This window comes from Amycolatopsis sp. NPDC051061 (assembly GCF_040682935.1).
In the GTDB taxonomy this organism is placed as follows: Bacteria; Actinomycetota; Actinomycetes; order Mycobacteriales; family Pseudonocardiaceae; genus Amycolatopsis.
Window position 1 is genome coordinate 166,160 of record NZ_JBFBBZ010000001.1, and the last position, 14,333, is coordinate 180,492.

Here is a 14,333-nt window from a genome sequence, read left to right on the forward strand (position 1 = left end):
GAAGGAGTCGTCAGGTCAGGACAAGCCGGCCGGGACTGGCGGCCACCAGGTGCACGCGCTCGTCGCGGGAGAACGCGCGCAGGTGCACCGGCCGTCGCAAGTCCGGCGGCACCGTGAACTCGAGGCGCACCGGTGCCACCCCGGCTTCCGCGGCGAGCAGCTCGACACCGTCGCTCGCGTCGAGCGGGCGCAGGCCCGGCTTCGCGACGACGACGATCGACGGCACCGCCGTGCCCGGTTCGCCGTCCACCACGAGGATCCGGCGCGTCCGCCGGAACGACCACACCCGCTCGATCGAGTAGGGGATCGACACCGGCGTCGAACCCCGGTCGAAGACGAGCGGTCCGAAGCTGCGGCCCTCGCCGTCCGTCAGCGAAGTGCAGACCCCGAACCAATGGTCCCCGGCGGGTGCGGGGATCGAGACCCCCCGGCTGTCGTAGGTCACCCGGGTCACGTCGAGCTGGGCGGCGTCGGGATCGGCCGGGCCGGTGGGTTTCTTCCCGGTGCGCCACACCACCCGGGCCGAGGTCGCCCCGGCCGGCCATTCCCACGTCAGGCGCACGGTCGGGCCGAGCCGGTCGACCCGCAGCGACCGGACGGTGCCGTGCCGCACGTCCACCACGCACGGGGTGCCGATCGCGGCGAGGTCGCCCAGCACGGTCACCGGCAGGAGCCGCTGACGCCGCGCCGACACGTCGTACCGGGCCCGAAGCCAGTCACGCCCGGCGCCGGCCGTACTCCGCACCGGCACGCCGTAGGTGCGTGCCTTCGACGCGGGCACGACCTCCGGCGCCGGAATGTTCGTGGTCCGGCCCAGTTCCAGGACCTCGACGTCGCCCAGGGCGGGGGCCGTCCACCGCACGACCAGCTCATCGCCGTCCGCTTCGGCGGTCAGATCCGTGACGGCGTCGGGGATCTCCTGGCATCGGGCCGAAGCGTGCACGCCGTCGCTCTCGGCGGTCGTGCCGTCCGCCAGCCGGTAGGTCGCCGTTACCACGTAGTCGTAGGCGCGCCCGGTGCGCACCCCGGCGTCCGCGAAGGTGGTGGACCGCACATCGCGCACGAGGCTTCCGTTGCGCCGCACCGCGGCTCCGGTGGCGCCGGTGGGGAGGCGCCAGCGCCCGGTGATCCGGTCGGGTTCGCCGCGCAGCACCAGGTCGAGCACGTCGCGCAGCACCGTCACCGCCGCCGTGCGCACCGGCCGTGTCGACGGGGTCCCGTCGCGGGTCGTGCGGATTTCGTAGGTCAGCGGCGTACCGCCCGGCGGGTCGCCGTCGACCACTTCCAGCTCGCGGGTGTCGTCGCAGATCAGCGTGTCGCCGCGGGTGACGCGGTAGCCGATGCGCCCGGCGCGCGCGCCGCTCGGTTCCCACGACACGACGACCCGGCCGTCGCGCACGACCGCCGTGGCCGAGGGCGGCGGCGCCGGCGCGCACCGCTCGATCGCGACGTCCACGTCGTGGTCGGAGAGCTGTTCCCGGATGCGGTGGTAGCCGGCCGCGGCCGCCTCGACGTCGCGGTGTTCGAGCGCTTCGCACCGCGCGATCTCGGCGTCGAGCCCGGCCAGCCGGGTGGTGAGGTCCGCGCGCCGTTCCCGCCACTCGTCCGGCAGCCCGGGTTGACCGTCCAGCACCGCGAGTGCGTGCCGCAACCGCAGGTCGCGGACCGCGGCCCGGTAGTCGTCCTGCCACGCCGGTTCGGTGCTCGCCGTGCTGGTGAAGTGACACCAGGCGGCATACGCGGTGGTGACCGGGTCGGCCGGCAACCGCACGGCCGCCAGCCGTTTCGCGACCGCCTCCGTCGCCGTGGCGACCTCCGAGTAGCCGTACGGAACCTGGGCTCCGAGTTCGCTCAGCAGTTCGTGGCGCAGCACGGCGATCAGGTCGTCGTTGTCGAGCCAGTGCTGAATCCTCTTCAGCAGGGTCTGTTCCGCCGTGGTCTCGGCATCCCGGGACACCCGCAGCTTGCTCCGCCGGACTTCGAGATCGCGGGCGCTCGTCCGCGTTCCGTTGAGCGTGCCGGTCAGGTAGTCCCACAACGACGCGTGGCCGAGCTGGGCGAGCAGGTGGTGGGTGCCGGACCACTGGCGCGGCTCGGGCGTGGCGGGCAGCGCGGCGGGTTCGAGCTGCCGGGCGCCGATCTCGGCGAGCGCCGCCCGGACCGAGCTTCGGGTCAGCGCACCCCCCGATTCCCGGACGAGCGACTCGACCCGCTGCTCGGACAGGCCGGGTGCGCCGTGCAGACGCTGCCGCAGACCGGCACCCAGCTTGCGCGTCCGCGCGGCCACCGCGGCCCGGTGCGACGCCAGCTTCGCCGGGTCCGTGAGGGTCGTCGTCGCCGTCTCGTGCTGCGCCCGCAGCTGGTCACACGCCCGCTTGAACCCCCCGTACTGCCGGTTGCCCAGCTGGCCCTTGATCTTGGCGAGCGCGGTGCGCACCACCTCGACGTCGGTGACGTCCGGCGGAAGCAAGTACACGCGGAACAAGTCCTCGTCGGGCCGCCAGCCGTCCTGCACCGGCTTGAGCACTTCGTCGACGAACCGGGCGCTGTCGAACCGCCACTCGTTCACCGCTGGAGGGCGGGCAGCGGGGCCCGCTTCACCTCCTCCGGCACCAGACCGCTGATCTTGGCCTCGAGCCGGAGTTCCTTGCCGTTGCTCGCGACCGCGGAGACCCGCAGGATCCCGTCCGCCTGGAGGGTGAACGAAACTTCGAGCGGCTGCCCGGCGGGCTGGTCCGGCGGCAGGCCGACCAGTTCTCCCTGCACGAGCTCGAGGTTGTCCGGCAGTTCGACGCTCAGCACGTCGGTCTTCGACTCGTAGACGGCGATCTCGACCGCTTCCTGGCCGTGGTCGATGGTGCGGAACGTGCCACTCGGCGAGGCGGGGATCTCGTCGTTGGGCCGGATCAGCCACGAGACGATCCGGTCGCCGTCCCGCTTCTTCGGATCACGGACGATGGCGATCCCGTAGCCCTTGGACGTGACGTCGACGATCTTGGGGATCGGCTTGCCGCCGGGCAGACCGCCCAGGGAAGCCGCCGAGCCGTCCGCTTCGGCCACGCTGCTCGCGGCGAACAGGGCCGCGCCTTTCGCGACGATCTGATCGGGGTCGGCGAGCTGCGGCGCCGGCAGGTCGGGGAAGTCCGCGGCGAGCCGCTGCTTGACCGCGGGGGAGTGCGACATGCCGCCGACGAGCAGCAGCTCGCGAATCCGGTCCACGCCCTTCTCCCGGGCGTGGCCGAGCACATCGCGGGTGAAGTCGAGCGTCCGGCCGAGCAGGTCCGCGGTGCACTCCTCGAGTTCCTTGCGGGTGATCTCGATCTTGGCGCGTTCGCCGTGCGCGACGATCGTGCTGCTGTACGTGTCGCGCCGGGACAGGGCCTTCTTGGCTTCCTCGGCAAGCAGTTCGACGGTGCCCGCCGCGTCGAGGTCGGCCCTCGGGTCGGCGCCCGGGTGCTGTTCCTGGAACTTCTCGCTGATCAGGTTCGTGAGGCGCTCGTCCCAGTCCGCGCCGCCGAGCTGGTGGTCGCCGCCCGTCGCGACCACGCGGATCTCGTTCTGCGACACGTTGATGATGGTGACGTCGAACGTGCCGCCACCGAGGTCGTACACGAGCACCGTGCGGTCTTCGCCGGGGTTGATCAGCCCGTAGGCGATGGCGGCCGCGGTCGGCTCGTTGATGATGTTGACGACGTTCAGGCGGGCCATCTCCCCGGCGTCGCGCGTCGCTTGGCGCTCGGCCGCGCCGAAGTAGGCGGGCACCGTGATCACGACGTCCGCGAGCGGCCCCTCCGCCGGCACTTCGACGCCGAGGACGCTGAGCGCGTCCTCGACGAGCTGCTTGAGGATCACCGCGGAGATCGCCTGGGGATAGCGTTCCTCGCCGTCGACCTCGCGGGTGTAGCCCTCTTCGCCCATGTGCCGCTTGATGAGGTCGACCACCCGGTCCGGCTGGTTCTTCAGTTCGTTCTTGGCGAACTTGCCGACGGTGACGCTGCCGGTTTCCTCGAAGAACACGACGGACGGCGTCGTCAGTTCGCTCTCCTGATTGGGCAGCACGGTGGCCCGCCCGTTCTCGTCGAGGTGCGCAACACAGGAATAAGTGGTGCCGAGGTCGATGCCGAGCACGGGGCGGGTCATGGCTGGTCCTTCGGGAAGTCGGTGTTCTGGTCGTCGGGCCGGATGCCGCGCACCCGTCTGGTGAGGTCCGAGTGGTCGATGCGACCGTGGTCGGCGATGCCGCGTCCCGCACTCGCCGGCGCGGGTCTGGTGCCGGTTCCGCCGCGTCTCCGGTGCAGTCCGTACGCGACGAGGGCGAGAATCAAGAGTCCGCCGACGGTGCCGAGGAGCGCTTTGATCCACGGGAAAACCGGCGGCTCCGGTTGGGGCAAGGCACCGATGACCACACCGCACGAACTCGCCACGATCCCGTAGAGCTGCCGCAACAACCCGGTGGTATCGGTGACGAAGTAGTCTTGGCCGGCGTTCGGTCCGGTTACGCTCGCGAGATTCCGGGCGCCGGCCTCGTCCAGGTCGATACCGACACCGGCGACCCGGGTGTGGCCGGTTTTCAGCTGGTCAGCGGCGGTGATGGCGGCCGGGACGGCTTGGTCGCCTTGTTGTACCGGGTTGCCGTAGGCATTCGGGAACCCGTCGGTAACGAGTACGACGACGTCGAGGTCCAGCCTTTTCGCGGCGAGCAGCGCGGCTTCCCAGTTCGTCGCGCCGGCGTCGTCGTCCCGGACCGAAAGGTCACCGATCCGGTCTTTCAGCTGGTGGCGGGAATCGTCGTCGGAGACGTCGGCGGCGGGCTCGATCAGCTGGGCGTCCGTGCCGAACCCGATGAGCGAAACCTCGGAACGCTTGTCACGCAACGCATCGACGACGTTGCTCGCGGCGTCGCGAACCTGGTCGAACCGGGGTTCCATGGAGCTTGACTGATCGATGAGCAGACCGAGCCGCAGCGGGCAGTGGGCCGGCCAAGGCGGGTTCGCCTCGATCTCTTGCGCCATGGCGAAGGGAGTTTGGCCGAGCACCAGCCAAGTGACAACAGCACAGGTGACGGCGGCGCGTCGTGGTCGAGAGGAAGTTGCTCCCACCAAGCATGCCGTGAGTTTGGGCAGGTGAATCGCGAACGCTCCCTCGCCGTGGCCGACTCAGCAAGCACGGGAGCTTAGCGGCCACGCGTCCAGCAGAGGCAAGGTTCCGCAATCTGTCAACAATTTGTCCAGCTTCGCCATCAGAGGCCCCCGTCTATTCCGACAACAGTGTCGGAATAAGTATCGGAAAACCCTTGACGAAGCAGGTCGCGACCGGCGCCCGCATTCCCCGCTGAAAATTTGCTTGCACGAGCGAAACATAACCGAATGCGCAGACGGCACGACAAGCCTGCACCATTAGTCCGATTTCCCGCCTAACCGATGCGGAGCACCCGCGCATTGATACCGCAGAAGGGAGAGGTCCACGCAAAGGTGACCACACTGGGGGTCCGGGGGCATGCCCCCGGCGGGGGTCTGGGGGCTCGGCCCCCAGAGAACACAAAACCCGAGGAAGGGTTCGCGAGTTCCGCGAACACACCTCGGGCACCTCGGGTGCCCTCGGCAGGATTCGAACCTGCGACACCTGCCTCCGGAGGGCAGTGCTCTATCCCCTGAGCTACGAGGGCCCATCGCTGGGCGACTCGGAAAGCTTAGCGCATCGTCCGCACCTCTCGCGGGCAGGTGGTCGCATCCGGGCATCCGCTGGTCAGCGGGGTGAAAGTTGATCCTTTCGCCGGGACGTCGCTAGCGTGGGAGGCCCACCTGAAGGAGCCGAGATGGTAGAGCCGTTCCAGGTGTCTCTCGATGAGGCCGATGTCGCAGACTTGCGGGAGCGGCTTCGGCGGACTCGGTGGCCCGAGGCCGAGACCGTCGGGGACTGGTCGCAGGGCGTGCCGCTCTCCTATGTCCGTGAGCTGTGCCGGGACTGGGGTGAGGAGTACGACTTCGGGTTCGCCGCCCGGCTCAACGCCTTCCCGCAGTTCCGGGCCGACGTCGATGGTGTCGGGCTGCACTTCGTGCACCTGCGGTCGCCGGAAGCCGATGCGTTGCCGCTCGTGCTGACCCATGGGTGGCCCGGGTCCGTTCTCGAGTTCCTCGATGTTCTCGGGCCGCTCAGCGACCCCGCGAAGTTCGGTGGCGATCCCGCCGACGCCTTCCACGTCGTCGTTCCGTCGCTGCCCGGGTTCGGGTGGAGCGACAAGCCGGCGCTGAAGATCCCGCGGGTCGCCGAGCTGTGGGACCGGCTCATGCAGGAGCTCGGCTATGACCGCTACGGCGCCCAGGGCGGCGACTGGGGTGCCGCCATCACCAACGCCCTCGCGCGGTCCGGGCGGGTCGCCGGGGTGCACGTCAACTTCGCGCCCGTGCGGATGAACCAGGACGATCCGACGCCGGAGGAGCGGCGGGCGCTCGCCGATCTCGAAGAGTTCCGGCGGAGCGGGACCGGCTACTCGGCCCAGCAGGGCACCCGGCCGCAGACGCTCGGCTACGGCCTCACCGACTCGCCCGCCGGCCAGGCCGCCTGGATCGCCGAGAAGTTCTGGGCCTGGACCGACAACAAGGGCCACCCGGAGGACGCCGTCGACCGGCAGAAGATCCTCGACGACATCTCCGCCTACTGGTTCACCGCGACGGCGGCGTCGTCGGCGCGGATGTACTGGGAGAACAACGACCGTGACCTGTCCACAGTGGACGTGCCGGCCGGGGTTTCGGTGTTCCCCAAGGAGATCGTGCGGCCGTCGCGGCGGCAGGTCGAGCAGCGCTACACCGACCTGCGGTGGTTCGAGGAGCTGCCCGTCGGCGGGCACTTCGCCGCGCTGGAGCAGCCCGGGCTGTTCGTCGAGCAGGTCCGCGGCTTCTTCCGGCTGGTGCGCTAGGCGAGCCAGGCGGCCCTGCTGGCGCGCGACTTCCGGCGTTCGCTGGGCTTCGCGGCCGAACCGCTCGCGGCGCTGGGGCCGGACGACCGCCGGAAGCTGCGTGACCTGCTGCGGCGGATGGTCGACGTCGAAGCGTGACGAGTCCGCCCGCTGGGAAACCCCGCCTGGTGGATTGGTCGCCGTGAACCCGCGGAGTAGCTTTCGGATGGGTGAACTTAGGCTCACCTCTGTTGCACATATGCGCATTCGACTATATGTTTGGCCCGACGGTGAAAGCGGGAACGGAGGCGGAATGGGACACGGCCACGGGCACGGCCAGGCGGTCGCGCCGGCGAGCGCGTCCGGCCGTTACGTGCGGAGCCTGACCATCGCCCTGGGCATCGGCGCCGGCTTCATGGTGCTCGAGTTCATCGTCGGCTTCACGACCGGCTCGCTGGCCCTGATCTCCGACGCGGCGCACATGTTCACCGACGTCCTCGGGGTCGGCATGGCGCTGGCCGCGATCATCCTGGCGCGCCGCACCGGCCCCACGGTCAGCCGCACCTTCGGGCTCTACCGCGCGGAAGTGCTGGCCGCGCTGGCCAACGCGGTCCTGCTGTTCGGGGTCGCGGGGTACGTGCTCGTCGAGGCCGCCGGCCGGCTCGGCGACCCGCCCGCGGTGCCCGGTCTGCCGGTGCTGCTGGCCGCTTCGGCCGGTCTGGTGGCCAACATCGTCTCGTTCGCTGTGCTGCGGTCGGGCGCGAAGGAAAGCCTCAACGTCCGCGGCGCCTACCTCGAGGTGCTGGCCGACCTGATCGGCTCGGTCGGCGTGCTGGTCAGCGGCGCGCTGACGCTCCTGACGGGCTGGCGCTACGCCGACCCGATCATCGGTGTGGCGATCGGGCTGTTCGTGCTGCCGCGCACGTGGACGCTGGCCCGGCGCGCGTTGCGGATCCTCTTCCAGCACGCGCCCCGGGGCGTCGACGTCGGGGCGATCAACGCGGAACTGGCCGCGCTGCCGGGCGTGGCGGACGTGCACGACCTGCACGTCTGGACCCTGACCTCGGGCATGGAGGTGGCTTCGGCGCACTTGACGCTGGCGCCGCCCGCCCGGCAATCGGACGTCCTGACCGAGGCGCAGAACCTGCTTTCGAAGCGCTACGCGATCGAGCACGCGACGCTGCAGGTGGAAGCGCCGCAGTGCGCGCGGCGGTGCCAGGAACTGTCCTGGTGACGCGAGAGTTACCCGGCCGCGGCTAAGCCGGCAGCGGCTGGGCGCCCCGGCCCGAAAGCATCAGCTTCATCTGGTCCATCTCCGCGCCCTGCGACGTGAGGATGCTCCGGACCAGAGCCTGCACCGCGGGCAGCGAGGAATGCGCCGCCGCGTACTGGGCCATCGAGGTGCCGCCCTGGTGGTGGCGGAGCATCAGCTGCAGGAAGTAGACGTCGAACGCCCGGCCTGACAGCGAGCGCAGCTTGGTCAGCTCGGTGTCGGTCGCCATGCCCGGCATCAGCGGGCCGCCCGCCGGGTTGACCGACGACGTCCCCATGGACATGCCCTCGTGCCCGGACATCGGTTCCGTCATCCACTTCATCGGCGCGCCGATCGCCTGCTCGGGCTGGTCCCACAGCATGAGCCAGCCCTTCATGCGGCCGACCTGCTCGAGCTGCGTGCGCTCGATGTCGAACGCGATCTGCTCGATCTCCGGGTCGGTCGTGCGGTCGCGGGCGATGCCCGCCATCGTCACCGCCTGGAGGTGGTGCGTCGACATGTCCTGCGCGAAGCCGACCTCGACCGAGCCGGCGGCCGGGGTGGCCGCCGCCGGTTCGTCGACGGCGCGGGTGAGGAACATCCCCGCCGTCGCGCCGATCAGCAGGACCGCGAGCAGGGTCCCGCCGATGATCACCCAGCGCGACCAGGTCGGCTGTTCGGTGCTCTCTTCGGTGTCGAGGTCGGCTTCGGTGCTCACTGGGACGGCGGGGTGCTCGACGGCGCCGGGGCGGAACCCGACGGCTGGTTCACCGTGCCCTGCTCGCCCTGCGCGCTGGTGCTGCCCTTGTAGTCCATGGGCTTCGCGTCGGGGCCCGGCTTCGACGGGTCGAACGCCGGCGGCTGGTCCGGGTCGAACTGGCCCGGTACCGCGTCGCAGGAGGCGCCGACCTCGGGGTACACGCCGTTCGGGTTGCTCCGCAGCGCCGCGATGAACTCGTCGATCCGCGCGTCGTTGGCGTCGTCCAGCTTCAGCTGGTGGCCCCACGACTGCAGGGAGATCGGCTTGTCGAGGCCGGGGTAGGGCGACATCATCGTGAACGGCTTGTCCTTGGCCCGGACGCTCAGCTGGTTCAGCGCGTCCCCGCTGATCTGCTGCGGGTTGTAGGCGATCCAGACGGCGCCGTGCTCGAGCGCGTGCACCATGTTCTCGGTGCGGACCGCGGTCGGGTACACGATGCCGGTGCAGGTGGCCCACGTCTGGTCGTGCGGACCGCCGAACGGCGGGGTCTTGTCGTAGGCGACGCGCTCGGTGGGGAGCACGTGCACGCTGCCGGTGTAGGTGGCCGTCACCACGCCGGGGATCCGCTTCGAGGGGTCCGGGTCCGACGCGGTCGGGGCGAAGGCCGCGGCGGCGGCCTCGCGGCCGGCCTGCTCACGCTTCGGCGCGGACTTCACCATGTAGTACGTGATCACGGCACCGAGCAGGGCCACGATCGCGACGACGGCGATGATCGTTCCCCACGGCGTGCCCTTCTTGCTCACCACGGAACCGCGGGCCGCCTTCACCGCCGACCCCTTTTTCCGAGTTGTCCCGTTCGCCATGGCTCCCGCGTTCTCCCTCTGGTGGCTGCGGACGGATTCCCGCCCGGGCCAGTGTAGAGACCGCCCGTCTGATCACCGTTAACGCCTCACACAGTGCCAACCGAGGGCCGGGGGCTCCGCCACCCGGACCCCCGAAGAGCGGGGTGTCGTGACGTGGCCGAGACCGCTGCGAGCGCCCGACCAGGGCACACCTAGAATTCGACGGGTGACTCCCGCCGCTCTCGCCGACCTGGTCCGCAGCTCCGCCGTGCAGGTGCTCGCCGCACGCGGCATCGACGACGCCGTGCTGCCGGAGCAGGTGACCATCGAACGCCCGCGCAACCCCGACCACGGCGACTACGCGACGAACCTGGCCCTGCAGGTGGCCAAGAAGGCCGGGCTGAAGCCGCGCGAGTTCGCCGAGGCGCTCGCCGAAGCGGTCTCGGCGGACGACGGCGTCAGCTCGGCCGAGGTGGCGGGCCCCGGCTTCCTCAACTTCCGGCTCGCCGCCGCGGCGCAGGGCGACATCGTGCGCCAGGTGCTCGACGCCGGCGCCGCGTTCGGGCGCGGGGACGCGCTGGCCGGCACCAAGATCAACCTCGAGTTCGTCTCGGCGAACCCGACCGGCCCGATCCACCTGGGCGGCACCCGCTGGGCCGCGGTCGGCGACGCGCTGGGCCGGGTGCTGGGCGCGCAGGGCGCCGCGGTCACCCGTGAGTACTACTTCAACGACGCCGGCGCCCAGATCGACCGGTTCGTCCGGTCCCTGATCGCCGCCGCGAAGGGCGAGCCCGCGCCGGAGGACGGCTACGCGGGCGGCTACATCAACGACATCGCCGCCGAGGTCATCAAGGCCGAGCCGAGCGCGCTGTCGCTGCCGGAAGAGCAGCGCCATGAGACGTTCCGCCGGATCGGCATCACCTTGATGTTCACCGAGATCAAGCAGAGCCTGCACGAGTTCGGCACCGACTTCGACGTCTACTTCCACGAGAACTCGCTGCACGAGTCGGGCGCGGTCGGCTCCGCCGTCCAGCAGCTGAAGGACTCCGGGAACCTGTACTTCGCGGACGGCGCCTGGTGGCTGAAGTCGTCGGAGTACGGCGACGACAAGGACCGCGTCGTCATCAAGCAGGACGGCAACCCGGCCTACATCGCGGGCGACCTGGCCTACTTCAAGGACAAGCGCAACCGCGGCTTCGACCTGTGCATCTACATGCTCGGCGCGGACCACCACGGCTACATCGCCCGCCTCAAGGCCGCGGCCGCCGCGTTCGGCGACGACCCGGCGACCGTCGAGGTGCTGATCGGCCAGATGGTCAACCTGGTCAGCGACGGCAAGCCGGTGCGGATGTCCAAGCGCGCGGGCACCGTGATCACGATGGAGGACCTCGTCGAGGCCGTCGGCGTCGACCCGGCCCGCTACGAGCTGATCCGCTACTCCGTGGACTCCACTTTGGACGTCGACCTGGACCTGCTGCGCAAGCACTCCAACGACAACCCCGTCTACTACGTCCAGTACGCCCATGCGCGGCTGGCGTCCCTGCAGCGCAACGCGGCCGACCTCGGTCTCGCCGAGCAGTCCGGATCGGACGTCGATTTCGGACTGCTGACGCTGCCCGCCGAGGGCGACCTGATCCGCACCATCGGCGAGTTCCCGGAAACCGTGCGCCGCGCCGCCGACATGCGGGAGCCGCACCGGATCGCGCGCTACCTCGAAGAACTCGCGGGCGCTTACCACAAGTTCTACACCGTGGGCCGCGTGCTGCCCATGGGCGACGAGGAGGCGACCCCTCTGACGTACGCCCGGCTCGCGCTCTGCGAAGCCGCCCGCCAGGTGCTGGCGAACGGCCTCGTGCTCCTCGGTGTCTCCGCTCCGGAACGGATGTAACCCATGGCTCACCCCGCGGGCCCCAGGCACGCCGACGTCTATACCCACGCCGACACCTCCGGGCTCCGGCCGTCGGGGGCCGAGGAGCTCGACAACCTCCCCGCGAAGGTGTGGCCCCGCAACACGTTCCGCGCCGCCGACGGCGTCGTGCGGATCGCCGGGGTCGACGTCCGCGAGCTCGCCGAAAAGCACGGCACGCCCCTGTTCGTGGTCGACGAGGCCGACTTCAAGTCCCGCTGCGCGGACTACGCCGAAGCGTTCGACGACCCGTCGCTGGTGCACTACGCGTCGAAGGCCTTCCTCTCCATCGAGATCGCCCGCTGGGTGGCCGAGCAGGGACTGAGCCTCGACGTCTGCAGCGGCGGCGAGCTCGCCGTGGCGCAGCGCGCGAACTTCCCGGCCGACCGGATCACCTTCCACGGCAACAACAAGTCGCCCGCGGAGCTCGAAGCGGCGATCGTCGCCGGCGTCGGCACGATCGTGCTCGACTCGTACTTCGAGATCGCCCGGCTGGCCGACATCGCCGCGCGCCACGACGTCGTGCAGGCGGTGCTCATCCGGGTCACCGTCGGCGTCGAGGCGCACACCCACGAGTTCATCGCGACCGCCCACGAGGACCAGAAGTTCGGGTTCTCGCTGGCCGGGGGCGATGCCGCGGAGGCGGTGCGCCGGGTGCTCAACGCGCGCTCGCTCGAGCTCGTCGGCCTGCACAGCCACATCGGCTCGCAGATCTTCGACGCCGACGGCTTCGAGGTCGCTGCCCGCCGCGTCGTCGGGCTGCTCGCCGACCTGGCCAAGGAGCACGGCCCCGAGCTGCTCGACCAGCTGAGCCTGGTCGACCTCGGCGGCGGCTTCGGCATCGCCTACACCGAGAAGGACAACCCGCCGCCGCCGGCGCAGATGATCACGCAGATCCGCGAGATCGTCCGCAAGGAGTGCGCGTACGCGGGCTTGCCGGTGCCGCGCATCGCCGGCGAGCCGGGCCGCGCCATCGCCGGTCCCGGCACGGTCACCCTGTACGAGGTCGGCACCATCAAGGACGTCTCGCTCGGCGACGACCTGTCGCGCCGGTACGTGAGCGTCGACGGCGGGATGAGCGACAACATCCGGACGGCGCTCTACGACGCGGTGTACGACGTCCGGGTGGTTTCCCGCTCCGCGGAAGAGGCCAACGCGCCGGTTCGGGCCGTACTGTCCCGGGTGGTGGGAAAACACTGTGAGTCCGGCGACATCGTCGTACGAGACTGCTGGCTGCCCGACACGCTGGCACCCGGCGACCTGCTGGCGGTCGCGGCGACCGGTGCCTACTGCTACTCGATGGCGAGCACGTACAACCGGCAGCCCCGACCGGCCGTGGTCGCCGTGCGCAACGGCAGCTCCCGGCTGCTGCTGCGGCGCGAGACGACCGACGACATGCTGCGCCTGGAGGTCTGAACACAGTGGCTGCCCCAGAGGAACGCCGGGCCGTCAAGGTCGCCCTGCTCGGCTGCGGGACCGTCGGCGGCGAGGTCGCCCGGCTGCTCGCCGAGCAGGCCGGTGAGCTGGCCGCGCGGGCCGGCGTGCCGGTCGAGCTGGCCGGCATCGCCGTCCGCCGCCCGGACAAGCACCCCGAACTGCCGCCGGAGCTGCTGACCGCCGACGCCGAGAAGCTCGTGACCAGCGACGACGTCGACGTCGTGGTCGAGCTGGTCGGTGGCATCGAGCCGGTGCGCGGCTGGCTGCTGGCCGCGCTGAAGGCCGGGAAGTCCGTCGTCACGGCGAACAAGGCCCTGCTGGCCGAAAACTCCGCCGACTTGTTCGAGGCGGCCGACGCCGCGGGCGCCGACCTCTACTTCGAGGCCGCGGTCGCCGGGGCCATCCCGTTGCTGCGCCCGCTGCGGGAGTCCATGGCGGGTGACCGCATCACGCGCGTGATGGGCATCGTCAACGGCACCACGAACTACATCCTGTCCGCGATGGACTCGACCGGCGCCGGCTACGCGGAGACGCTCGACGAGGCCAGCCGCCTCGGGTACGCCGAGGCCGACCCGACCGCCGACGTCGACGGCTACGACGCCGCGTCGAAGGCCGCGATCCTCGCGTCGCTGGCCTTCCACACGCGCGTGACGGCTTCGGACGTGCACCGCGAGGGCATCGCCGACGTCACCGCCGCCGACCTCGGCGCGGCCCGGATGCTCGGCCGCACGGTCAAGCTCCTGGCGATCTGCGAACGCGTGACCGACGACGACGGCGTCGAATCGGTCTCCGCCCGCGTGCACCCGGTGATGATCCCGCGCAGCCACCAGCTGGCCGGGGTCGGCGGCGCGTACAACGCCGTCTACGTCGAGGCCGACGCCGCCGGCGAGCTGATGTTCTACGGCCAGGGCGCGGGCGGCGCGCCGACCGCGAGCGCGGTGCTCGGCGACCTCGTCGCGGTCGCCCGCAACCTGGTGGCCGGCGGCCGCGGCCCGCGCGAGTCCGCGCATGCGGCGCTCCCGATGCGGCCGATGGGCCAGACGCCGACCCGTTACCACGTAAGCCTTTCCGTCGCCGACCGCGCCGGGGTGCTCGCCCAGGTGGCGCAGGCGTTCGCCGGCCACGGCGTGAGCATCGCGGCCGTGCGGCAGAGCGACGTCGGCGATCGCGCGAGCCTGGTCGTGGTGACCCACCAGGCCCCCGACGCGGCCCTGCAGTCCACTGTGGACGAAATCGCCAAGCTCGACGTCGTCCACGAAGTCGTCAGCGTGATGCGGGTGGAGGGCGAGGACCAGTGAGCG

10 protein-coding genes and 1 tRNA gene are annotated in these 14,333 nt (G+C 70.8%); 5 read left to right on the forward strand and 6 right to left on the reverse strand.

Annotated features, from left to right (window positions below):
- Positions 1-10: 10 nt before the first annotated feature.
- The 4 genes from AB0N03_RS00815 to AB0N03_RS00830 all read right to left on the reverse strand — a co-directional run bounded on the left by AB0N03_RS00815 (position 11) and on the right by AB0N03_RS00830 (position 5,665).
- Positions 11-2,569, reverse strand: a complete 2,559-nt coding sequence (locus tag AB0N03_RS00815) for a hypothetical protein (protein ID WP_364363232.1) — start codon at positions 2,567-2,569, stop codon at positions 11-13.
- Positions 2,566-4,140, reverse strand: a complete 1,575-nt coding sequence (locus AB0N03_RS00820; RefSeq protein ID WP_364363235.1) for an Hsp70 family protein — start codon at positions 4,138-4,140, stop codon at positions 2,566-2,568. The genes AB0N03_RS00815 and AB0N03_RS00820 overlap by 4 nt, the downstream gene beginning before the upstream one ends.
- Positions 4,137-5,012 (reverse strand): vWA domain-containing protein, encoded by an 876-nt coding sequence (locus AB0N03_RS00825; RefSeq protein ID WP_364363236.1) that lies wholly within the window; start codon positions 5,010-5,012, stop codon positions 4,137-4,139. The genes AB0N03_RS00820 and AB0N03_RS00825 overlap by 4 nt, the downstream gene beginning before the upstream one ends.
- A gap of 580 nt (positions 5,013-5,592) precedes the next feature.
- Positions 5,593-5,665, reverse strand: a tRNA-Arg gene (locus tag AB0N03_RS00830).
- Positions 5,666-5,815: 150 nt separating this feature from the next.
- On the opposite strand from AB0N03_RS00830, the gene AB0N03_RS00835 reads away from it, so the two are divergent.
- Both AB0N03_RS00835 and AB0N03_RS00840 read left to right on the forward strand, forming a co-directional pair.
- Positions 5,816-6,916, forward strand: coding sequence for an epoxide hydrolase family protein (locus AB0N03_RS00835; protein WP_364363239.1), 1,101 nt, complete (start codon positions 5,816-5,818; stop codon positions 6,914-6,916).
- A gap of 292 nt (positions 6,917-7,208) precedes the next feature.
- Positions 7,209-8,129, forward strand: coding sequence for a cation diffusion facilitator family transporter (locus tag AB0N03_RS00840; protein ID WP_364363242.1), 921 nt, complete (start codon positions 7,209-7,211; stop codon positions 8,127-8,129).
- Between the two features lie 22 nt (positions 8,130-8,151).
- On the opposite strand, the gene AB0N03_RS00845 is transcribed toward AB0N03_RS00840, so the two are convergent.
- Both AB0N03_RS00845 and AB0N03_RS00850 read right to left on the reverse strand, forming a co-directional pair.
- Complete coding sequence (locus AB0N03_RS00845; RefSeq protein WP_364363245.1) at positions 8,152-8,865, reverse strand: DUF305 domain-containing protein; 714 nt, start codon at positions 8,863-8,865, stop codon at positions 8,152-8,154.
- The gene (locus AB0N03_RS00850) at positions 8,862-9,674 is read right to left on the reverse strand and encodes a DUF3105 domain-containing protein (RefSeq protein ID WP_364363248.1); all 813 of its coding nucleotides are present in this window, start codon (positions 9,672-9,674) and stop codon (positions 8,862-8,864) included. Before AB0N03_RS00850 ends, AB0N03_RS00845 begins: the two co-directional genes overlap by 4 nt.
- Positions 9,675-9,915: 241 nt before the next feature.
- Here AB0N03_RS00850 and argS point away from each other — a divergent pair, with 241 nt between their 5' ends.
- Genes argS through AB0N03_RS00865 form a run of 3 tightly spaced genes read left to right on the forward strand, consistent with a single transcriptional unit; the run spans position 9,916 to position 14,330 of the window.
- On the forward strand, positions 9,916-11,577 hold the full coding sequence (gene argS, locus AB0N03_RS00855) for an arginine--tRNA ligase (protein WP_364363251.1): 1,662 nt from the start codon (positions 9,916-9,918) through the stop codon (positions 11,575-11,577).
- Between the two features lie 3 nt (positions 11,578-11,580).
- Positions 11,581-13,011, forward strand: a complete 1,431-nt coding sequence (lysA, locus tag AB0N03_RS00860) for a diaminopimelate decarboxylase (RefSeq protein WP_364363254.1) — start codon at positions 11,581-11,583, stop codon at positions 13,009-13,011.
- Positions 13,008-14,330, forward strand: coding sequence for a homoserine dehydrogenase (locus AB0N03_RS00865; RefSeq protein ID WP_364364232.1), 1,323 nt, complete (start codon positions 13,008-13,010; stop codon positions 14,328-14,330). The genes lysA and AB0N03_RS00865 overlap by 4 nt, the downstream gene beginning before the upstream one ends.
- Positions 14,331-14,333: the final 3 nt, after the last annotated feature.

Excerpts from the sequence above, each read along its gene's own strand:
- lysA (WP_364363254.1), top strand. The coding sequence starts at position 11,581 with ATGGCTCACCCCGCGGGCCCCAGGCACGCCGACGTCTATACCCACGCC.
- AB0N03_RS00820 (WP_364363235.1), bottom strand. The coding sequence starts at position 4,140 with ATGACCCGCCCCGTGCTCGGCATCGACCTCGGCACCACTTATTCCTGT.
- AB0N03_RS00825 (WP_364363236.1), bottom strand. The coding sequence starts at position 5,012 with ATGGCGCAAGAGATCGAGGCGAACCCGCCTTGGCCGGCCCACTGCCCG.
- AB0N03_RS00835 (WP_364363239.1), top strand. The coding sequence starts at position 5,816 with ATGGTAGAGCCGTTCCAGGTGTCTCTCGATGAGGCCGATGTCGCAGAC.
- AB0N03_RS00840 (WP_364363242.1), top strand. The coding sequence starts at position 7,209 with ATGGGACACGGCCACGGGCACGGCCAGGCGGTCGCGCCGGCGAGCGCG.